This is a genomic window from Nakamurella sp. GG22, from assembly GCF_052976845.2.
The window spans coordinates 291,742-313,001 of record NZ_JBRIIO020000003.1 but is presented as its reverse complement, the minus strand read 5'-3'; the positions used below and the strand labels follow the sequence as shown (position 1 = coordinate 313,001).

The 21,260-nt window shown below is 67.0% G+C and carries 21 protein-coding genes; 5 read left to right on the top strand and 16 right to left on the bottom strand.

Going from position 1 to position 21,260, the window contains the following annotated elements:
* Positions 1–92: 92 nt before the first annotated feature.
* Positions 93–632 carry an SRPBCC family protein gene (locus ACVBEQ_RS05650; protein ID WP_447152433.1) on the top strand — a complete coding sequence of 180 codons (540 nt, stop codon included), beginning with the start codon at positions 93–95 and terminating at the stop codon, positions 630–632.
* On the top strand, positions 629–1,804 hold the full coding sequence (locus tag ACVBEQ_RS05645; protein WP_447152432.1) for a zinc-dependent alcohol dehydrogenase: 1,176 nt from the start codon (positions 629–631) through the stop codon (positions 1,802–1,804). Before ACVBEQ_RS05650 ends, ACVBEQ_RS05645 begins: the two co-directional genes overlap by 4 nt.
* Positions 1,805–1,823: 19 nt before the next feature.
* On the opposite strand, the gene ACVBEQ_RS05640 is transcribed toward ACVBEQ_RS05645, so the two are convergent.
* Positions 1,824–2,744 carry a LysR family transcriptional regulator gene (locus tag ACVBEQ_RS05640; protein ID WP_447152431.1) on the bottom strand — a complete coding sequence of 307 codons (921 nt, stop codon included), beginning with the start codon at positions 2,742–2,744 and terminating at the stop codon, positions 1,824–1,826.
* A 195-nt stretch (positions 2,745–2,939) separates the two neighbouring features.
* Here ACVBEQ_RS05640 and ACVBEQ_RS05635 point away from each other — a divergent pair, with 195 nt between their 5' ends.
* Positions 2,940–3,956: a helix-turn-helix transcriptional regulator gene (locus tag ACVBEQ_RS05635; protein ID WP_447152430.1), complete on the top strand. Its 1,017-nt coding sequence runs from the start codon at positions 2,940–2,942 to the stop codon at positions 3,954–3,956.
* Between the two features lie 410 nt (positions 3,957–4,366).
* Here ACVBEQ_RS05635 and ACVBEQ_RS05630 read toward each other — a convergent pair whose 3' ends face one another.
* The 12 genes from ACVBEQ_RS05630 to ACVBEQ_RS05575 form a co-directional block, all read right to left on the bottom strand.
* A complete protein-coding gene (locus tag ACVBEQ_RS05630) occupies positions 4,367–5,434 on the bottom strand; it encodes a site-specific integrase (RefSeq protein ID WP_447152429.1) in 1,068 nt (355 codons plus the stop codon).
* A 123-nt stretch (positions 5,435–5,557) separates the two neighbouring features.
* Positions 5,558–5,815, bottom strand: coding sequence for a helix-turn-helix transcriptional regulator (locus ACVBEQ_RS05625; protein WP_447152428.1), 258 nt, complete (start codon positions 5,813–5,815; stop codon positions 5,558–5,560).
* Between the two features lie 56 nt (positions 5,816–5,871).
* Positions 5,872–7,044 carry a M15 family metallopeptidase gene (locus ACVBEQ_RS05620; RefSeq protein ID WP_447152427.1) on the bottom strand — a complete coding sequence of 391 codons (1,173 nt, stop codon included), beginning with the start codon at positions 7,042–7,044 and terminating at the stop codon, positions 5,872–5,874.
* Entirely contained in the window at positions 7,041–7,745 is a 705-nt protein-coding gene (locus tag ACVBEQ_RS05615) for a hypothetical protein (RefSeq protein ID WP_447152426.1), read from the bottom strand. Before ACVBEQ_RS05615 ends, ACVBEQ_RS05620 begins: the two co-directional genes overlap by 4 nt.
* Complete coding sequence (locus ACVBEQ_RS05610) at positions 7,732–10,014, bottom strand: hypothetical protein (protein ID WP_447152425.1); 2,283 nt, start codon at positions 10,012–10,014, stop codon at positions 7,732–7,734. The genes ACVBEQ_RS05615 and ACVBEQ_RS05610 overlap by 14 nt, the downstream gene beginning before the upstream one ends.
* Entirely contained in the window at positions 10,011–12,764 is a 2,754-nt protein-coding gene (locus tag ACVBEQ_RS05605) for an ATP-binding protein (protein ID WP_447152424.1), read from the bottom strand. Before ACVBEQ_RS05605 ends, ACVBEQ_RS05610 begins: the two co-directional genes overlap by 4 nt.
* Positions 12,754–13,242 (bottom strand): hypothetical protein, encoded by a 489-nt coding sequence (locus tag ACVBEQ_RS05600; protein ID WP_447152423.1) that lies wholly within the window; start codon positions 13,240–13,242, stop codon positions 12,754–12,756. The genes ACVBEQ_RS05605 and ACVBEQ_RS05600 overlap by 11 nt, the downstream gene beginning before the upstream one ends.
* A 6-nt stretch (positions 13,243–13,248) precedes the next feature.
* Positions 13,249–13,557, bottom strand: coding sequence for a hypothetical protein (locus ACVBEQ_RS05595; RefSeq protein ID WP_447152422.1), 309 nt, complete (start codon positions 13,555–13,557; stop codon positions 13,249–13,251).
* 431 nt (positions 13,558–13,988) lie between these two features.
* A complete protein-coding gene (locus ACVBEQ_RS05590) occupies positions 13,989–14,342 on the bottom strand; it encodes a hypothetical protein (protein ID WP_447152421.1) in 354 nt (117 codons plus the stop codon).
* A complete protein-coding gene (locus tag ACVBEQ_RS05585) occupies positions 14,339–15,925 on the bottom strand; it encodes a replication initiator (protein WP_447152420.1) in 1,587 nt (528 codons plus the stop codon). The genes ACVBEQ_RS05590 and ACVBEQ_RS05585 overlap by 4 nt, the downstream gene beginning before the upstream one ends.
* Positions 15,925–17,298 (bottom strand): hypothetical protein, encoded by a 1,374-nt coding sequence (locus ACVBEQ_RS05580; protein WP_447152419.1) that lies wholly within the window; start codon positions 17,296–17,298, stop codon positions 15,925–15,927. Before ACVBEQ_RS05580 ends, ACVBEQ_RS05585 begins: the two co-directional genes overlap by 1 nt.
* A 2-nt stretch (positions 17,299–17,300) precedes the next feature.
* Positions 17,301–17,639 (bottom strand): hypothetical protein, encoded by a 339-nt coding sequence (locus ACVBEQ_RS05575; RefSeq protein ID WP_447152418.1) that lies wholly within the window; start codon positions 17,637–17,639, stop codon positions 17,301–17,303.
* 161 nt (positions 17,640–17,800) lie between these two features.
* On the opposite strand from ACVBEQ_RS05575, the gene ACVBEQ_RS05570 reads away from it, so the two are divergent.
* Both ACVBEQ_RS05570 and ACVBEQ_RS05565 read left to right on the top strand, forming a co-directional pair.
* A complete protein-coding gene (locus tag ACVBEQ_RS05570) occupies positions 17,801–18,541 on the top strand; it encodes a helix-turn-helix domain-containing protein (protein WP_447152417.1) in 741 nt (246 codons plus the stop codon).
* Positions 18,542–18,550: 9 nt separating this feature from the next.
* Positions 18,551–19,033, top strand: a complete 483-nt coding sequence (locus tag ACVBEQ_RS05565; protein ID WP_447152416.1) for an NUDIX hydrolase — start codon at positions 18,551–18,553, stop codon at positions 19,031–19,033.
* Here the strand turns inward: ACVBEQ_RS05565 and ACVBEQ_RS05560 are convergent.
* From ACVBEQ_RS05560 to ACVBEQ_RS05550, 3 genes are all read right to left on the bottom strand, one after another.
* Positions 18,997–19,503 (bottom strand): HD domain-containing protein, encoded by a 507-nt coding sequence (locus ACVBEQ_RS05560; RefSeq protein WP_447152495.1) that lies wholly within the window; start codon positions 19,501–19,503, stop codon positions 18,997–18,999. The genes ACVBEQ_RS05565 and ACVBEQ_RS05560 overlap by 37 nt on opposite strands.
* Before the next feature lie 152 nt (positions 19,504–19,655).
* Positions 19,656–20,015, bottom strand: coding sequence for a hypothetical protein (locus tag ACVBEQ_RS05555; protein WP_447152415.1), 360 nt, complete (start codon positions 20,013–20,015; stop codon positions 19,656–19,658).
* A gap of 288 nt (positions 20,016–20,303) precedes the next feature.
* Entirely contained in the window at positions 20,304–20,915 is a 612-nt protein-coding gene (locus ACVBEQ_RS05550) for a DUF4352 domain-containing protein (RefSeq protein WP_447152414.1), read from the bottom strand.
* Positions 20,916–21,260 lie beyond the last annotated feature (345 nt).

Below are 21,260 nucleotides of genomic sequence, written 5' to 3'. Positions count from 1 at the left end.
CAATCGGTCGTTCTGCCGATGGCGCGGACGGCACTGCAGCGATGTGCTGTGACGCACCAGTCACCCTGTTCAAGAGAAGGGACGCCAGAGGCATGGAACTGCACTCGACCACCACCGTGACAAGGCCCGCAGAGGAGGTGTACGACTTCTGGCGCCGGTTCGATCGGCTTCCCTCGTTCATGGCGCACGTCGAGGATGTGCGCATCACGGGTGACCGGACGACTCATTGGAAGGCCAGCGCACCGTTCGGTGACGACGTCCAGTGGGACGCCGAAACCACCGAGGACATACCGGGGCAGAGCATCGCCTGGCGCTCGATCGATGGCGCCGACGTGCCGAACTCCGGCGTCGTCCGATTCCTTCCCGCCCCAGGTGCGCGCGGCACTGAGGTGCACGTCATGCTCACCTTCGACCCGCCCGGAGGCGGTCTCGGGCGCGCAGTCGCCCGCTACTTCGGCGAGGACCCGTCCCAGCAGCTCGACGACGATCTGCGCTGGTTCAAGCAGGTTCTGGAAACCGGCGAGGTCGTCCGCTCCGACGGCGCCCCTTGGGGAAAGCGGGCCCGCCGTGAATTCCCGCAGCACCCCGCCCGGCCGTTGACCGATGAGGAGCGCAAGGAGGTCTTGACGTGAAAGCCAATTGCTGGATCGGACCGAACAAGGTCGAGGTGCAGGATGTGCCTGATCCGAAGATTCTCAACCGCCGCGACGCGATCGTGCGGATCACTTCTACCGCCATCTGCGGCTCGGACCTGCATCTGCTCGACGGCTACGTGCCGACGATGCAGGAGGGCGACGTGATGGGTCACGAGTTCATGGGCGAGGTCGTGGAGGTCGGGCCTGGTGTCGACGGTTCGAAGCTACGGGTCGGCGACCGTGTCGTCGTCCCGTTCCCGATCGCCTGCGGCGCCTGCCTGGCCTGCCAAGCCGAGCTGTACTCCTGCTGCGAGAACACCAACCCGAACGCAGGGATGGCGGAGAAGATGTTCGGTCACCCGGTCGCCGGCATCTACGGGTACTCCCATCTGACCGGCGGATTCGCCGGCGGCCAGGCGGAGTACGCGCGGGTGCCGTTCGCCGATGTCAATCCGCTCAAGATCGACGGCGACCTGGCCGACGAGCAGGTGCTCTTCCTGTCCGACATCCTGCCCACCGGCTACATGGGTGCCGAGCTGTGCGACATCCAGGACGGCGACGTCGTGGCGGTCTGGGGCGCGGGACCCGTGGGCCAGTTCGCGATGGACAGTGCGCGCGTTCTCGGGGCCGCCCGGGTGATCGCCATCGACGACGTCCCGTACCGACTGGCCATGGCGGCCTCTCAGGGCTACCAGACCATCGACTACTCCGACACCGACGTGCGGTCCGCGCTGTTGGAGCTGACCGGCGGCCGCGGCCCGGACAAGTGCATCGACGCGGTCGGCATGGAAGCCACGCACGGCGCCGCGCATGTGCAGTTCTATGACCGGGTCAAACAGGCGGTCCGTTCTGAAACCGACCGGCCGCACGCCCTGCGCCAGGCGATCCTGTCCTGCCGCAGCGGCGGAATCGTCTCCGTCATCGGTGTGTACGGCGGGTTCATCGACAAATTCCCGGCCGGGGCATGGATGAACCGCTCGATCACCCTGCGCACGGGACAGTGTCACGTGCAGAGGTACATGCGCCCACTTCTGGAGCGAATCGAGCGGGGCGAACTCGACCCGACCCGGGTCATCACCCACCGCCTGCCACTGGCCGACGCACCCCGCGGTTACGACATCTTCAAAAACAAGAAGGACAACTGCGAGAAGATCGTCCTGAAGCCCTGACCACCGGCCCGTCCGAGGGTCAACGGCGGGCCGAGACGAGGGCGTCCGGGCTGTCCGCCGCCTCTGCGAGTGCCTCGACGAGGCGGCGGACGGCGGGGCGGGCGGGCCGCCGCCACACTGCCTCCAAGTTTAGGAACAACGCAGGATCAAGGGGGCGCACGACAACTCCGCTGACGTCCATGTGTTCTGCCACCCCGAGAATGCCCGGGGCAATGACGGCCCCCGCCGCCACGGCCCGGAGCATCGCCTCCGGGCTGTTGATGAGGTCCGGCTCGACGACCACCTGCCCCGGCTGTGCACCCGCCGGTAGCAGGTGATCCACGATGGGCTGCCAGATACCGGCGAACGGAGACCACGGGAACATCACCAGGGCTTCCTGGGCCAGCTCCGCAACGGGGATCTCCGTCTGCTCGGCGAGCCGGTGACCCCGCGGTAGGACGACGCCGAAGAGCACCGAGCCGAGGACGATGCCGTCGAGATCCCGATGCTCCCGAGGCCTGCTCCACACCACCGCCGCATCGGCTCGGGCCTGCCGGACCGCCTCCACGGCGTCGTCGCCCGGGCTGGACGTCACGAAGACGTCGACATTGGCAATCGCGGCACCCACCGCTCGTAGCGGGCCGTCGAGGACCCGCTCGGCCATGGTGCACACACGTAAGGTCACCTGCGTTCGCCCCGACGGGCCGGCCGATCGCACGTCCTCGCGGGCGCGTTCGACCTCCGCGAGAATCACCCGCGCCCGCTCCGCCAGAACTCGCCCACCGGGTGTGAGCTCCACTCCGCGTGGAGTGCGGTCAAAGAGTGTCACCCGCAGATCGCGCTCCAGCACACGGATCTGCTGAGACAGGGACGGAGCGGCGATGTGCAGCCGGCGGGCGGCAGCAGAAAAGCGCCGCTCCTCTGCGACGGCGAGGAAGTACCTGAGCTGGCGCAGGTCCACACGTCACGTTATCGCCCTGGGCAAGGGGGGCCGTCCGGTCGTAGGCCAGGCCTCAGGGGCCGTTGGTTCTACGTCACGGCGCGCGCGGTGGGCCAGTGATTCCTGGGTACCAGTACCTGGTCGGTGTCCGTTCCGCTCAGTCCACCAGCCTCGGTCATGGCCGGGCGCACAGGTGGAGTTCGCCGGAGGTCGTTCATGCGCTCGGATCAGGCTGGGGAATTGTTGTTGACCGAGAGCGCCGACTCGGCCGGCACTTCCGCCCAGCGTGCGCAGGCGCTGCTGGCGGTCCTCCGCCGGCTCGTCCCGTTCGATGGCGCATGGCTGGCGCTGGCCGACCCGCTGGGCGACGGATACCACAGCCTGGCGAGCGTCGATCTGGATGACCCAACCGTCGACTTCTTGTCCGGCCCGTTGATGGCTCACGACATCGAGGTCACCGGGACGGATCGCGAGCGTCCGCCGTTGAGCCCATCCGATCTGCCCTATCCGGCCGAGGAACTGCCGACTTGGGCCGACTGCCTTCACCCAACGGGAATCTACGAGGCCCTGGCCGTCGGGCTGTTCGTACCCTCCGGGCGGCACGTCGGTTTCCTTGCGCTGCTGTCCGGGGGTCGACAGCCTCCGTCGCCGACCGCGCGCCACCGACTCGGGCGGCTGGCGCCGGTCCTCGCGCACGGTATCGACCCGATGCGTTCGCTGGTCACGGCTGCCCGCCTGGTCCGAGATGCCATGGCGGGCGCGGTATTACAGGCGGACGGCAGCTGCGGGTTGCTGCCGGGTATGCGTGGTGATGCGCTTCTCTGCCCCGGGTCCCCACTCCTTGCCGTGGCCGCCGAGAGCATCGCTGACGGACACGTCTATTCGTCCTATTTGTGGCCCAGAGGCGATCCTCATGCCTTGGAGGGGCACGTTCGCGTCACCGTCCTCCGGACGCCGGAGGATGCGCCGCCCGGCCTCACTGGCCTGATCCTGCTGTCACCGGCGAGCGACTTGCACGGGCTCACCCCGCGGGAGATGGAAGTACTCGGCCTGCTTGTCGAGGGGTATTCCAACCAAGAAATCGCTCGCACCCTCGTCGTGGCGCCGCGGACCGTGGCCGCCCACCTGGAGCACATCCTGGGCAAACTCGACGCACCGACCAGGACACTCGCAGCCGTCCGCGCAGAACGGGACGGTCTGTACGTGCCCGCGCCGTTGCAGCGGCGCGGATAGGACCCGCAGGTCATCGGACGGGCGGTTCCCGGTGACTTATGGAGGCGCCGACCCCCACTGGACACCTGCACCCAGACCTCGAAAGCGTCTTCGCCATCAGGCCTGGCCCCGGAGCGCGTGCGACCAGAATTGTGACAGGGGAGCTGGAATCCGCCGGGCACCGCGGCAACGCGTGGCCCCCAGACCCACTCGGCACCTGGTCAATGAGTGACCACGGCAGTGACCAAACACAATCCGTCTGAAGCTCACGACGCACACCTGACACCGCCTCGCACTTGCCAATTATGTTGCAACCCAGTGCATCTGCATCTACCCATCACCCGGGGGCCAAGGGGTCGCAGGTTCAAATCCTGCCATCCCGACGCATGGGCTCCCTCACCTCATACCGCAGGTGGGGAGCCTTTTTCGATCTAGCGCCGACCGTCGATGAACCGAAGCGCCGGACCGTCCGTGTGACCAGTTAGTGACCCGGACGCGCTCAGGAACGCGTTGACGGCTGTTGCGGCGTCGGTCAAATGCCGGGTGTCCGCGTGCAGATAGCCCCTCGTAGTCTCCAACGAGCGGTGCCCGAGGATCTCCCGCAGCACGTGCAGCGGGACCCCGGCGTCAGCCATCCAGGTCGCGCCGGTGTGCCGCAGGTCGTGGCGGCGAAGTCCGGCCAGCCCGAGCCCGGTGACCAGCACATTCCAGTTCGTCGCGCGGCGAAGGGAAGCGGTGGTGATCACGCCGCCCTTCGGCCCACGGACCAGTGCCGCGTTGGCCGGCCGACCGTCCACGCAAAAGTGGAGAACCGGCCGAAGCGGCTCCAGGACCGGGACAGTGCGGGCCGCCCGGCCCTTGGTCTGCTTGGTGACCAGGCCCCCCGAACCCGGATAGACCTGCCGGCGGATGTGAACGAGCCCGGCGATCAGGTCGACATCACCGACCAACAGCCCGTTGACCTCGGAGCCGCGCGCGGACAGCAGAGCGCACAGCATGACCCATGTCCCGTAGACCGGCTCGACCTCGCTCACCGCCGCAACCAACCTCATGAGCGTGGGCAAGTCGGCGAGCGCCTGCGACCGAGGACTCGCCGTTCGGTCGTTGACCTTGTTCCACGCTCGACGCGATCGACTGCGGGCAGGATTGGTCGGGATCAACCCGTCGCGGACGGCCTCGTCGAGCACTCTCACCAAGGCGGCGACTGTGTTCTTGAGTGTCGACGAGCCGCACTCCAACTCCCAGCTGTCGATGGTGCGGTCTATCAGGCCGGCGGTAATCAGCCGCACCGGTAGGTGACCCAGAGCCGGCACGATCCTCTTGCTCAGGCCGGCCCGGTACGGGTCGGCTGTGCTCGTCCCATCGATGCCGCGCATCCACCGCTCGCCGAGCGAGGCGACAAAGTCGCCGAGGGTGATCCCTGGGTCCATGCCGGTGGCGACGGCCGCCTGCATTCGCTCGAAGAACGCGGCGGCCTGGTCCTCGGTCTGGCAGGTCAACGACCGCGACCGCCGGATCCGTGTCCCAGGCTCGAACCATCGGACGCGCGCTACGTATCCCGAATTGCGGCGCATGACATCCGCCGTCAAGGCAACGCCCGGCGGGGGTGTGCGCATGATCAATCACCGATGGGAGGGCAGCCCGCGCGTACCGAGCCACCGTTCGACGTCATCGGCGTCGAACCTGACCGTTGTGGACTTGAGGCCCGGGCGGCCGAGCCGGATCGGTGTCGGACCGACGCCGGCATCGGCCCAACGCACCAGCGTCGATCGGTGGACCCGAAGACGCCCGGCGACTTCGGCGACAGTCAGCAAACGCGGTGACTGGTCGGCCGTCGATGAGCGTTCTCCGGACGTCGCAACGGTTTCCGTGGTGGTCATGACAGTCCTTCCATTCTGTGTGGCGGCCCCGGACCGTTCCGCGGCCGCTGGCCCGATCATGAAATGCTCCCGTACTCCCAGTGCCAGGGTTCGGGTTTGGAGCCGCCGGCTTGAGCCCAGGCGGGGTGGTGCCAGCCATAGCGGCCGGCGTTGGTGGTGAGCCAGTCGAAGGCGGCGCCGACGCCAGTGTTGACGCCGCAGCAGCCGCCGATGTCGACGGCTTTGCCCCAGCCGTGGTTCGACGTGCCGGGGTTGGCGCACAGGCTGCCCTTCTCCAGGCGGCATTGGACCTGTTCGTCGTAGGAGCGATAGCCGTCGGTGATGCCGATGCTCTGTCCGATGGCTGCTTTGAAGGCGGTGTTGAGCTGGCCAAACGCCTTCGCGGCGCCGCATTCGAGCTGCAGGGTTGGCGCCGATGCGACGGGGCAGAGCGCGCTGCCCGGGATTCGCCCGTTCTGGTGTCCACCCCAGGCCGCTGATCCGCCACCAGCGGACGCCGCCTGGACCGGTTGGCCGCAGTTCGCGCTGGTCACGGCCTGGACCACGGCGACCGCTCGACTGCTGGCCGCTGTCGGCGCCGTGTCCAGCGACGCGACGATATCGCTGGCCCGCTGGTAGGAGTCGCGGTAGATCCCGCCGTCGCTGGACGGTGATCCCTGCACCTTCTGGGCAACGGTCCACGGTGAGAGTGTTTGCCAAGTAGCTACTTGCACCATCTGGTCGAGGAATTTGCCGGCCGCGGTGGCGGGGTTGATCAGCTCGACCGGGGTGCCCCAGCCGGTCATCGGGCGTTGCTGGAATAGTCCGATGCTGTCGAGGTTGTTGCCGACCTTGTCGTGCGGGTATGTCAGCGACTGGCGTGCAACGGCGCGTTCTGCGTCGTTGAGTTGCCGTCCTTCCGCAGAACCGACGAGGGTGCTGGTTCCGTCGTTGGCGTAGTTGTACAGGCTGGATTCGGCTAGGGCGGCAGCGACCGCGATGGCCGCCCCCGTCGGCCCGAGACCACGACCAAGTGCGACCCCGACCACCGTCTTGGCGTTGGCCTCCTGCGCCCGGTCGAGCCCCGGTGCCATGCCGGTGACGGCAGCAGGTGGGCAGTCGCCGTTGTTGCTGTCTCGGGCGATGGTGCTGATGGTGGCGCCGCGGGCGCCGGTCATGGTGCAGCCAGTGAGCAGAACCCCGGCCAGGCCGAGGAGCAGCCCGCACCGGGTGGACCGGTGGCTGTTCATCGTGGTTCCGCGGTCGCGGTGACGACGCGCCAGCCTGCGTCGGTGTAGATCACGGTCAGTGCCAGGGAACCGGCGTCGGTGCCGACGCCGGTTCTGACCAGGCCAGGTTGGAACGCACGCATCACGGGCTCGGTGATGCGCCGGCTGCCAGGCAGCGCCTTGCGGTCGGTGCCCGGCAGCTCGCGGGCGAGGGTGGGGTCGGCCCAGCGGCTGACTTGGTCACGCCAGGCCTGGTCGGATCCACCGGCGTACCAGGCATCGACGAACCGCGAAGTGACTTCCAGGGCGGCGGCCTGGTCTGCTTCCGGCAGGTACCCCGACCCGGCGCCGTCGACGGTCGTAGGGATCGGAACGCCAACGACGGTCGGCGTAGTCGTTGATCCGTCGATCCGGTTCCGGGTCGGCTGGGGCGCGGGGGTGTACCCGTAGACCCGATAGAGGCAGGCGTCCCGGTCGGGTCCTTTCGCCCATTGCGCCGCGCACTGTTCCGCCTTAGTCGGCATCGCGGTCGGTGTCGCCTTCGCCGTCGTGCTGGCTTCCGCGGCGGGTGCGCCGGTTGAGCCGGTTACGGGTGCGGCGGTGCTGGCGCCGGTGTCGAGGATGGTTTTGGTGATCAAGGCCAGGGCGAGGCCGGCAAGGATCAGGGCGATGAGTCGGCCTCGGGACCGGAGGGGCCAGCGCCAGGCGTTACGTGTGTTCATGGGGTCCCCCTCGGTCGTCGACGGTGCTGGGCCAGCGGGTGGTGCGGGTTTCGGGGCGGCCGTGGTCGGCCCATGGCGGCGGGTCCGGTGGGCGGAACACCGCTGGCTGGTCCGGAGCGGGCCCGGCCGGCCGGTTTTCGGGGTCTGCGGGTCGGAAGATGCGGTCGTCGTCGGCGAGCACCCAGCCGCGGCCGTTCCAGACCTGCCGGTGGATGTCGCCCACGGCTGGCTGGTCGTCGGGTCCGGGCTTGGCCGCGACCGGGTTTCGGTGCCCGTTCGCGGTAGCGATCACCGGGATGCCGCGTGTCGGTTCGGATGCTGACGGTCGGCCGACCGTCCGTGTCGAGTCGCTGGCGAAAGCTGGTTTGATCCGGGGGATGGGCGTGGTCGCCGGCCCAACGGGTGCCGGTGCGGGTGCCGATTTCGCTCGTCCGGGCGGGCCTGCCGGCAGCGTGCTGTTGCGGCGTCGGACGACGGTGACCTGTTCGGGGCGGCTCGGCCGGGCCGGTTCGGTCGGCGTGACCGGACCGGTCGGGTTCTCCTGCGGGTCGCTGACCCGGTGACTGCGGCCGCGGCGCCAGCGGGGCAGTGGAGTGAGCCGCCCCAGGCCGACCATCGCCCGGCGCCGCTGCTCGGACAGCTGGTGCGGGTTGCCGGTAGCGGCGTAGGACAACATGCCGGTGATGCGTTTGATCGGTCGGGTCAGCAGCCACGCCAGCAGGGACGCGAGGGCGAGGATGATCACCCCGGCGGTCGGGTCGAGCTGGTAGCCGGCAAGGCTGGTGGGGCTGAGCATGACCATGGACAGGTAGGTCATGAGGGCGCCTGCCGCGCTGAACATCAAAACGACTAGCAGGCTGCCGGCCATCACATTCAGCACTCGCCGGGCCAGGTGCGGGCGGACCATCATGCCGACGCCGACGAACAGGCCGGCGACCAGGCCGAGGCGGAGGATCAGCCGGGCGGCGAGGACGGCGGTGTAGGCGGCGGCCGGGAACGGCGCAGCCGCGGCCGATGCGGCGAGCGCGCTGAACCCGGCGGCGGTGCGGTTACCGGCGCGGCCTTGGATGTAGGGGTAGATCTCGTCGCCGGCGTCCTCGATGGCGGAGCGGTATGCGGCTTCGGTGGCGTCGACGACGTTGCCGGGTGGGCCGGGTTTCTCGCTGCGGCCGCAGACCTGTTTGTTGTCCTGGTAGGTGCACCACACGGCACCGGCCGGCGCGTTCTGCTCGATCTTCGTCAGGTCCGGCAGTTTGAGGTTGACGGCCTGCCCGTTGAGGAACCGGTCACCCAGGTCGGCGTCCGGGCCTGTCAGGTTCTGCGACCCGATCATGCCCTGTTGCCAGTAGCGTTGGATGGTGTTGCGCACCAACACTTCCGGGTACAGCCACCGCCGCACGTACTCGGCGTTGACCGGGTCTTTCGGGTCGGGAGTGTATTTCGTGGTACAGGCGGTGCCGGCGACTTTGAGGAATCCGTCGTCGTCGAAATAGGGCGCGAACAGGGCTGTTTGGTCGAATTGGCAGTGCTGGATCGGCGGCAGCACATCTGCCGGGAGCCGGCTGAGCACTTCGGTGTCGATGCGTTGCTGGGCGTCGACCAGGGCCTGGTCGGCGGATCGGACGAGGTCCATCGGCGATGCCGCGGCGATGGTCAGGATGGTCAGCCCGGCGAGCGCCGCGGCCAGCCGGCGGAGCACCTCGGGCAGGTTCCCGCGGATCGCCAACGCCAGGACGATCAGGCCGAGCATGGCCAAGGGCAGCCACACCCACGGCTGGATCAGCACCGCGTACCCCGCGGAGGTCACGGTGGACATGAAGGTGTCCAGGCTGCTGAAGGTGTCCGGGTCTAGGGCGCGGGCCCGCATGCCGGTGGCCCACGCATCCAGCAGGACGGCCCCGCCGAGGAGCCAGTTCCCGAGCTGCGTCGACTGGGAGGCACCGGACGCATCCCACGGGGACTGGATCCCGACCAGCTGGGTGACCGAGTTCAGGCACCCGGGGTCATAGGACCACCAGAAGAACCCGGCATACCCGTGGTCGCCGTGGGCGGTGCCGTCGAATGGCAAGTCCTGCTGCGGGTCCAGGAACCCGGCCACCCCCGCACCCGGTGTCTCCGCGGGCGGTGCGAGGCGGCAGTAGTCGGTGGCATCCGGCACCCCGCCGCCCACCGGATCCACCGGAGCGGCGGCACCCGCTGGCGGCGTCGCGATGACGAGCAACAGCCCGACAACTAAGGCGACCGACCATAGCCGACCGGGGCCGGTCATGATGCGGCCCGGTGGAAGGCCCGGCCGGGGGCGGATTCCAGTGCGGCCCACAACCAGTCGAGGTGGTCACCGGCGCGGGCGATCTCGATAAGTTCTTTGAACCCGGTGCCGCCGCGGGAGTAGAACAGGAACTGCCGGGGTACGTCTTCCTGGTCGTCGGTGGGGCGGGGCAGGTCGAGCAGCGCCTGTTCGTAGCCGACGCCGGTGGGGATCTGCACCAGTCCGAGAGCCCTTGCCGCGGCCTGTTCGTCGTCCATCCGGCCAAGGAACGCGCCGCCGACGAAGTTCCGCAGGGTGTCGTTGTCCGACCCGACTGCCTCTTCCTGTTTCGCGGCGAGGACGGCGAGGTTCTGTTTGCGTGTGTTGCGGGCGAACTCGGTGAGCATTAGCCGACCGGAGGGCAGTTGCTCGAGGAAGTGAACTTCGTCGAGGGCGACACCCTTGCGTTGCCCGGCGGGCAGGCCGTACACCCAGCGCATACAGAGCCAGGACGCCAGGTTCAGGATCGCCACACCCTGGCGGGCTTCGTCGCCCCAATACTCCTGCCCGACGTGTTGGTCGGGCAGGGCGATGCCCTTGGTGGAGAAGAACATCAGCTGCCGGTCGAACGCGACCGCGTCATGCTCGTCCCGCTCCGGGAACAGCAAGGAGGGCAAGGGTTCGTGCCGGATCGAGTCCAGCAGCTCCGCCGTCGTCAACGCGACCTGCCGGTGCTCGGTCGTGGACTGCCGCAGCGCTTCGATGACCAGGCCGGGGTGTTTCGGCCGGCCGGCGAACGGCCCGTCCGGGGCGTCGACCAGGGTCGCCGCGAGCAGCAGCTCGGTGGTGACGTGCGGCGCTTGATCACCGCGAACGACCAGCGACGCAGGAAGTACCTGGGTGAGCGAGTCCACCGTCAACCGGCGGCGGGCGGCCCGTGCCCGCACGGTGGCCCGTTGCAGCCAGCGTCCGCGGAGCTGGTCGATTCGGTCCGTATCGAGATCGTCGAGGGTGATGGTGCCGAGGTCCCCGGCGGTGACCCCGAGCGCGGCGAGGTCGGTGTCCTCGAGGTCGGCCAGGTCGTGGATGGTGAAGTCGTCCGGGTGGGGGTCGGCGACCAGCCGGTAGGTGTTCAGCGACCCGGGGTGCCCGTTCACCAAGTCCAACGCCCGCGCATGCGCCCGCAGTGGCGCGGTGCGCGCCAGCCGGCCGAGGCGGCCGGCGGGGTCGACGCAGGTCCACGGGATCCCCGCGGCACCGGTCTTCCCGATGATCACCCCGATGAGGGTGGACTTGCCGCCGCCGAGGCCGGCGACGATCGGGTAGTAGCCGGCGACGTCGAAGCGTTCCATGTTGGCCCACAGGTTGTACATCACCGGGGTTCGCCCATCCAGCACGGCGCGGGCGATGTTCCATCCCCGCCGGTCCCCGGCGGTACTGGTGATCGCTGCCCCGCCCGCGGCGACGGTGCGGACCGGGAGATCCCGCCGGTGGGCGCGGATCCGGACCGGCTCCCCGGGCAGGAACTCGCGCGCGAGGTCGTGCTGGCCGTAGGTGTGTTCGACCTGGACCCGCCGGGCGTAGGCGGTGATCACCTGTTCCACGTTCTGCAGGCACTCGGTCTCGGTGGTGCCAGAGACCGCGAGGCGCCACCACCCCCGTGCCCGGGTGGCCGAAAGATCCTGGGCGTCGGCCAGTTCCGCTTCCACCTGCAGGGCCAGGTCGTGCTGATCCCGCAGCGCCGTGGGTGGGTCCTGGTCGTGCTCGACCTGGTAGTGCTTGGTCTGTGAGGTGATCCGGGACATCACCCGCCGCAAGTGTTCTCGCACCTCGTGGTCGCGTCGGACGTACACGTGGGCGGACCACTCCAAGGGGATGCCGAGCTGGTCCGGGATCGCCATCCACGGCAGATCTGCCTGCGGGATGCTCATCGGTTGCATGCGCCCGACGGTCAGGATCGCGACATGCCGGGACACGGTGCGCCCGTCCCCCATGCCGGTGATCTTCAGGGTGGTGGCGAAGGGTTCCGCGGCCCAGGACACCTGACCGAGGAGGCCGGCGAGATCGCCGGGTCCCCACTCGTCGACATCCAGCTCCGAGCGGAGTCGGGGTGCGGGGAACCCGAGGTGGGTGGAGCGGTGCAGCAGCCACGCCATTTGCGCCGCCGTCACCGGCTTCCCGCGCATCCCGGGCCGGGCCATCAACGTGTCCAGCGCGGTCAGCTTGCCGTGTTGGGTGTTCAGTTCCCGGGCCAGTGGCTGCCACGACCGGGGAAGCACCCCGGCGGCCAGTTGCGCGAGGGGGGAGCGGTGCAGGTAGTCGACGCCGAGGTAGACCTGTTTCTCGGCGAGGTGTTCGCCGAGGAATTGGCGTTGCTCGCCGGCCAGTAGATCCGGCCAGCACGGCAACGGGACGGCGCCGAACGCGGCCTGCCGTTCGGTCACGAGGCGGTGGTGCGCCTGCGCCCATTCCCGCACCGGGAACGGCACCTGCGTGCCCCGTAGCCGCACCAACTGCCCCGACAAGCCCGCCAACACCGACGCCTGGTTCAGGATGTGTTGCTCCCGGTCCCGGTCCGGGCGGAACGACCATGGCACCGGATCCAACCGGTACCAGGCCGTCCCGGTGTTCCCGGTCAGGGTGACGTGCCCGACGACCTGCCGGGTCCGCATCGGCAACCGCGCCTCACCGGGCGCCGCCGTCCGCGCCCAACCGGCCCAAGCTGCACTGCCAGAGGTGCTGTCCTCCCTCGTCTTTCGGTTACGCCGCATCGCCGACCACCTCCGCAGTTGTCAGTCGCAGCTCGCGGCCGACCGTCGGTCGCGGTAAGGCCGGCGGGATGCTAAGCAGCCCGGGTGGGTGCCGCCGGTCCTGCGGTCCTGTCGCCGCGGTCAGCACGAACGTCAACCCGACCCACGACACCGTCGTAGTGACTGGCTGTTCGTTGGGGGAGCGGCGGGGGGTGCCGAGTTCGGCCCACAGCACGGCCGGCAGCGTGGACAGCGGCCGTTCGTCATCAATCCGCCGGCAGATCCAGCCGGTGACACCGATGGTGATCAGCAGCGTGTTCAGCATCGTCCAGAACGTCACCTCGACGAACCGGGCGAACAACCACCCGACCAGCACGAACACCACGAACCCCACGCCGTAGGCGACATACCGCGTCGCCGGCCACGGGAACGACACCCGGGGCGGCCCCAACCACCTCGCGTCCACCCGGCGCAGCTCGTCATCCGTTCGGATCTGCATTGCCGGTCACCCGCCCGAGGCCGGTGCTTGCAGGTTCGGGATCAGCAACCTCGCGAGCCAGTACCCGACATCCAAAGCGGACCCCGAGAACGCGATCCCTAGCACCATCAGCCCGATCAGCGACAACCCGACCGTGGACACGACCCGGGAATGATCGCCCCGCCGGGACGCCATCAGGACCACCAGGCCGATGACAATCAGCAGAATCTTGACGGCATTGTCCCGCAACCAATTCCCGACTCCCGACGTGTCAACCGCGACCGGGGCCGCCACCTGAACGATCTGCATCCGCAGATCCCCGTCCCACACGTGCATCTCCGTGTCTCCTTCCTCGACAGCGACCCGGTTGAGCCGTCGCCGAATACACCCGCGAACCCGCAGGTCTTGATTGATTCGAATGTGGTTCGCCGAAATGGCGGGCGACTATCTCCTGTTGGAGCGCTTCGGTTGTCGTCCTGTGATCGGTGCTGCCCCGGAGGGCGCGAATTGTTCAGTCGGTGCTACGCGCGTCAAGGGCGCTGCCGCGTCGCTCCGCGATGCCCTGGCGGGCACCCTTGACCCGCTACGCCCCGACCGATTCGGCGCCGCAGTCGGGGCAGCAGCAGATGTCGAGGAACTCAGCGTCGATGCAGCCTGTTCAGCTGGTTCGTTCGATTGATCCTCGGTGATGGACTTGGGAGCCGGCCGTTTGCCGGTGGTCGGCCTGGCCAAGCCGAACAGGGCGAGTTGCTGCTCGGGCCGGCTGCTCATGACGCACCGGCTGTGGTTGCTTTGCACCAGATCTCGACCCGGCTGGTGCCCACGAGACCGAGCCATGAGCGGTAGCCGGGCATCTCGTTGACCCATTCATCCAGGCCCAGCAGGGACGCCCACTGCTGGGCTATCCGCACCCCGTCCTGCGGGTCACCCTCGCTCAAACCCGGGAACCCGATCACGTCGCCCCGGTAGAAGCTATTGACCTCTGATAAGTGCCAGTGCATCGGCCGGCATCCGTGTCGGTCGCCGAACTCCTGCATGGCCGCCGTGATCGCCTCGTTCACCGCCTGCACCGCCGCTGACCCGACCCCTTTCTGGTCCGGGGTTGTCTTCGCCCTGGTCATGTCCGTGCCTCCTGTCGTAGGAACTCAAGGGCGGCAACGTGGTCTGCGTGCTCGTAGGCGGCCAGCAGCGCATCGCCCGGCGTCGTGTAGCCCAGACCGAGGAACCGCCACTCACCCACCACCGGAACCACTTCGTGCTCGTCGAACGATGGACCGACTGTCTCGTCGTCCCACAGGCCCGGTTGCGGATCCGGCCCCGGATGCGGCCAATCGGTGGGGATCGCTGCCGCGTCAGTCGCTTCTGGCTCATGCTTGTCACTGTGTGCGGCGCGAAAGTCCCTACGTGCCTGACGCAGTGAACCTAGGGTCACCGAGAACCGATGCGACTTCGTCGTGAAGTGACCGCGAAAACCCAGCATGTGCACCCACCGCAGCAGACCCACATACTCCGGCAGCTCCGCCAGGCGTTCGGCAGCCATGATCATCGCCGCCACATGCGGCCGCAAACCTGCCCGCTCCGCGATCGCCGCCGTGCGGACCGTGGAGTCCAGGCCGAAGTCCTCCGCCGCCTTCGTGGCGTACTTCGCGATGTACGCAGCGACCATCCCCGACGTCACCGGACCATCCGACTCGTCGAGATCGGCCGCCGGGTCGTCGGGCAGCCCCGCGGGCTGGCGGAGGGGGCGGATGTCGATCTGCTCGCCGAAGCCCAACCACGTCACGCGGGTTTTGCTCAGGCTGGCCCCGACCGTCGCGTCGCCGGCCGCTGTCCGGACCGCCGCCGCAAACACGTCGTCGGGAACCGGAACTGTTGTTGGTGGGTAATCCTCGCCGGCCCCGTCGATGCGGACGATTCCGTGGAAGTGCACGACGCCGCGGCGCTGGAATTCCGCGACCTTGGCGTAGCTGACCCGCAGCGTTCGACCCAGCGCGGCCTCGCTCATTCCCAGCCCGGCGGCGAGCCGGCGGCGCAGGGCGATCGTGAAGCGCCGCCACAGTTCCGGGGCGCGCCAGTTGAACGCCACCGCCGCGGGATAGTCGTAGCAGTCCGGGCACACCGGTTCACCTAGTTCCGGGTCTTCGTTGGAGTGGGTCCGGTCGCAGGTCCGTTCCCGGCCGTGGTCACACAGGTCACCAGCGCGTCCGGTCCGGCCTCCGCTGGCGCTTCGGCCTGCCCTCCCGCGCCCGCACCCGGCACCATGCACCGCACCGAACCCAGGACCGGTGAGCGTGATGAACCACATCGGATGGGTGGCAACGTGTGCCGGGACTCCTTTGGTGCCGCCGGCGGTTCCGGCATGTAGGAGGTGCCACACGTCGCCCTTGTATTCGCGGCTGCACGGCGGGCACACCGAGCCTCGTCGGTTCCCGCAGCGGATCAGCAACGCATGGTCCGGTTCGCTGGCCGTGGAGAACAGCACGTCTCGGCCACCCGCAGACTCCCGATAGCGCTGCCCGGTGACCCGCACCGGACGGTGACAGAACCCCGCGCCGCGGACCTGACGTCGCCACCGCCGATACTTCGCAGACACCAACCGGCGCATCACCTCCCGCGCGGTCGGCTCGTCCACCTGCCCGTCCTGCACCATCACCCGCGCCGTCGACACCACCACCGCGGACGTCGTCCCGACAAGGCCGGTCATCACCGATCACCACCATCAACAGCCAAAGCCGATGCGGTCGGGGCGGGGAAGTCCAGGGTTTGGGCGTGGATCTCGTCGTCGGTGACATAGCTGGCCCGAACCCGGACCGGTTCCCGGATCCCTTCCACGGTCACGTAACCGACCCCTGGCCGGCCGGCCGGGATGCGGTCGGCGTGTGCGCCCATCGAGTGCATCCCGTCTCCGAGGACCATGTCCACCTGGCTTGGCGTGTCCAACCGGAGCGCGATCTTGGTGGGGAACAGGGAGCGGAAGGACACGACCTCCTTGCGGGGGTCCTGCGCTGCGGCCAGCACGACCACGGCGGCTGCCCGGCCGCGGGCCAGCAGCGCCGAGATCGCAGCGGTGGCCCGGTTCCGTAGCTTCGTGTCAGGTTCGTACGCGGTCAGCGTGGACAGCTCGTCGACGATCACCACGACCAGGGGTTCAACCGAGGTTGGTTGGTGCATGCGGGTGTGGCCGGCCAACCGTGAGCAGCGGGCATCCATGACCGTCACCGCGTCCTCCAGCAGCTCCACCATTGCCGCGGTCGACTCGCAGGCGAACCGGGTGAACAGCGGCCGCCCGAAGGCCAATTCCATGCCGCCCTTGGGATCCACCGCCCACACCTGGACCATCCCGGTGCGTATCGGGCGAGCCAACCCACGAAGCACAGACCAGATCACTGACCCCTTGCCGGCGCTCTGCACGCCGGCGACGAACACGTGCGTGCCGAGCAGGCGCAGCCGCCACGGTTGACCGTCTTCCCGCACCCCCACTGTGACCTGTTCCACGTCCTCGGTGTCTGCGACCAGTGAAGCAGGGACAACATCAGCGAGCGCGTCGTCGCGGATCACTTCCAACCAGAGCCGGCCCGGTTCGTCGGCCCACACGCGCGCCAGATGCCCGCCCAAGGAGGCCGCGAGCTCGGGGCAGGCCCGTTCGTAGTCGGCGATCGACTGCCCGGTCACCATCCGCACCTGCAGCCGGTCCGACACCGATCCGACCTCTACGCGCTGCAGCGCCGGCCGCAGGATCGACCCGTCGAAATCCTTCGTCAAGCCGCACAGGTCCATCACCCGGCCCCAGTCCCGTCGATACCGTGACCCGTTCTGAGCACTTCGCAACGGTCCAGACACCAAGCGGGCGAACAGGGTTGGCCGTAGCACCCGCAGGCCGGCCAGTGCGAGGAGAACCGCGGTAAAGACCACGGCGCCGGCCAGCCAGGCACGGGCAGCGAATACGCCGATCGCAATCAGCGCGCCACCCAGGGGCCAGGGCCGGCGCAGTAGCCACCACAGGCCAACCGCCGCCGCAATCACTGCCGCAACGATGGATTCCCATAGCTCGTCAACGAGGGTCGGCTCGGACGACATGACTACGCCGCCTTGCCCTCACCCGACGACCGGCCCGCCGCGAACTGTTCCACCCGGCTCGCCTTGAACGCCACCCCGTGCCGATCACCCATCTCCCACGTCCGGGCCGACAAGTCCCGGAACTGCACCCGGCTGCCGATCTCAATCCCCGACGGCTGACCGATCACCCGCACTGTCAACTGCTCAGGCCGCTCGCCGGCCACTACCGCCATCACATCCACGTCGAACAGCGGCACACCCGAAGCCTTGTCCAACACCGGAACTTTCGTCTCAAAATCCATCACCCCCCGAATACCACCCACAATGAAAGTCATCCCGTCCGTGTCCACCCGGAACTGCATGTTTCCTCCCATGTGCGGCGATCGGCTTGAGGGCCGACCGGCGGTCCCTGGATTGCGCTCACCTTGTACAAGCGCTTGGATCCCAAGAATCATGGACACCTAAGGACGCTTCAACCGCAATCTGCGGATCTTTAGGGACATTTTGATGTACCATAGTGTCCGTGGCGAACCAGCGGCTCCGAAACGGTCTGCTCGCTGTCGGGTTGACGTACTCCGCCTTGGCCGAGCACGTGGACGTCGATGAAAAGACGGTCGAGCGCTGGATAACCAAGGACCGAGTTCCACATCCCAACACCCGAGCCCGAATCGTCGCTGTGCTGGGACAGGACGAGACCTACTTTTGGCCAAAGCTTCTCGGCACGGACCAGGCGAGGAACACAACCGAGGCCGAACTCGTCCACATGTGGCCGACCCGAAGTTCCGTCCCTGGTGACGTATGGCAAGCACTGTTCACCCAGGCCAGCTCCGATATCGACGTCTTGGTCTACTCGGGCGGGTTCCTGGTCGAGGCATACGACCTGATCGAGGTCATCCGGTCCAAAGCAGCGGCCGGCGCCTCCTTCCGCATACTGCTCGGTGACAGTCGATGCGAAGCCGTCCGACAACGCGGCAAGGAAGAAGGCCTGCCGACCCTCCCCGAGCGCTGCCGTTCAACCTTGGAATACCTCAGCGAAGTCGCCAACCTTCCAGGTGTGCAGATCCGCACCCACCGCACCGTGCTCTACGCGAGCCTGTTCCGGTTCGACGACTCCATGATGGTCAACAGCCACACCTACGGCGCCTACGCTGCCCGCTCACCCGTCCTGCACCTCCGACGCGTACCAGGCGGCCAGCTCTTCGACTACTACGACCGCGCCTACGAACGAGTCTGGGCCACTGGCGAGGCGGTCATCAGCCGGTAGCCTGACCCGATGGGCAAGCGGATCGACTACTTCGATGACCCCTCGGCGCCGCCGGCCAACAGCGTCAAACCCAGTGCAACAGCCTTCGTTCTCCGCGACGGGGCAGTGCTGCTCACGTGCCGATCCGACAACGGCAACTGGTCCATGCCCGGCGGAGCCCACGACCCGGGTGAATCACTCTCGATGACGGCCGTTCGAGAAACAATCGAAGAAACCGGAATCAACGTCAGACTAACTGGAGTTGCTGGGATATATACCGACCCTCGACACGTCATTCACTACACGAGCAATGATGAGGTACGTCAAGAATTCACAATTGTGTATAGAGCAGAGTATGTCTCTGGTGAGCCGACCACTAGTTCAGAAACTAGCATTGTTCAATGGGTTCCATTAGCGGAAATCGACGGCCTGACAATGGACCGCAGCCAAAGAATCCGGATTCGGTGGGCGATAGATCAACCGGGAACTTGGATCGATCCGATCGGCGATTGACCTGCATTGATCAATTTTTGCCGGACACGATTAATGAAGCGGGTGACCGTGTCATCGGGGCCATACCGACCGCAAATCTCGTCTAGTCGATCTTCAACTACCATGTCTTGGCCTTGGGGGCCTGTCGTCAAGTCCGCCCACCATAGCGCAGCGTGAGCGCGACCCACGCTTTCCATGCCGCCGAGTCTAGGATCATCGACCGCAAACTGCTCAAACACTGCAGCGCTAATGCCTCGCTCTTCCGCCTCATCCGAGCTGGCGGAGTGATGAGCAACCAGATGGCAAACGAGGCTGGAGAACCCTAATCCAGCAAGGTACCGAGCACCGTCGATTGGATGGAATCCTGACGTCGGGTGTCCGTAGCCGATGTCGTGCAATGTTCCTGCCACAATTAGGTCTGGTCGCAGGCGGGCGGGCGCGAGGTGCGCGATCGAACTAACCTTCCGTCCCACGGCGATGGAGTGATGCATACGGTCTGGCTCCAGGCTCGACAGCAACTCCCCAAACGCCTGGGACGAGTCGGCTGCCACGATCCGATTCTACCGTCGACTGTCCAAGGAAAAATTGCGGGACTGACACAAGTTGTTGACGCCCGCGCAGGTGACGCTATGTGTGGCTGGTATCACTGCTGCGGGGTCTTTGGCGGCAGGGGAATCACGTAGGGGTGCGGGTCGAGCGCAGGCCACGGTGAATCCTCGGGCTGGGGCTGCGGTGAGTGCTGGACCGACTCGTTTGGCCATTGTCGTTTGAACCTCGCCGCCAGGACCAACGTCACGCAGCCGTAGACGCCGAGGTATATGAGCCACCAGAGGCCAGCGGCGACTGCCATGTCGAACGCGGCGAAGTCTCGGGGTAGGGACCCAGGCTCCATGATCGGGACGATCACGTACAAACCGACGATCCCGAGAAATAACCCAAGACCACCGAGGAACCATGCGCGTCTGCATTTCGGCGACATGCGGTATTTCGGTAGTGGCGTCACCGGAAAACACCTGAGACGATGATCAATGTTGCCTCCTGATGAGGCACGTGGACCCGTAAGGCCCGCATGGTTCACTCGATCATTCCTGGCGTTTAGCATCCAAGTCCACCAAGACACCTGTTAGAGATTGCTCGATGGCAGACAGTGACTGATAACTCCATGCGCGTACCCCAGTGCGATGGCTTGCCTCGCAGACCGGACGATTGACCCGGCTCCACGTGAGCGATAAAGAAGAGACCGCCCCGGTCTGAACTAACCCGGGGCGGTCTCTTGGGCCATGTGGATCGGTCAGAGCTTGACTGTTACACCATCGCTAAACGGGCTGTCCTTCAGCTCGATAGATGTCAGCTTTGCACCAGCAGGAATGTCGAAGACGATCTTGCCGTCTACCTTGTTGCCAGGATTGATCGGCACGTAGAGCGAGTTGCTGTCCTTCATGTAGATGGCGGCGGACGAATCAGCAGTGAACTCGCGACCTTGGCTGTCGAATGCCTTGGCGTTGCTGCCGGAGAACGACTGCGGCTCGTCGCCGATGTTGGCGACGCTCACGTTAACGATCACGAACTGCCCTTGAGCCTTCGTCGACAGTGGAGCTGTCCCGATTTCAGGAGTTCCCTTCTCCACGCTCTTAACGACGAACTCGAACTTGCCGTCGCGAACAGATGTGCCAATACCAGGCTCGCTCGCAGCGGCTCCGGGATCTGACGAACTGGGATCGGTAGTTGCCGGCGTCGTTGTGGAACTCTTCGAGCTGTTAACAGCGACGATGATGAGGATTAGAGCAACGATGCCGAGGAACCAAATGAACTTGCGCTTGTAGATCGGCTTCTTGACCTTGCCGACCGGCATCGGCGGCACCGGCGGTGCGAATGGGGGCTGTGGAGGCGCGACGTTGGACATCAGTTGACTTCTTCCCAGAACGTTGGTGGAGGCTGTACGTGGGACGTCCTCGGCTGAGTCCGGCTGCTGCGCTAGACGTGTTCCTCTAATGCCCCGTCAGCGGGCGGGCCAGCATCCCGACATACCTCTCCACAACGTCATCATCCTCCCTATCCGGGCACCAGGCTCGATGGCACCCGATCGAGTGAACCAGTTGAGCACGGCCAGTAACAGCTCTTCGCCCCCGGCGCAGCGCGCGGCTCCCAAGGGAACGGGTTCGTCTAGTTCGTCCGGTTCGATGAGTGATGTAGCCAAACTTCGGTCACTCGGCGTCAACCTTCTGTTCAGCATCGCTAAGGCTAGCGC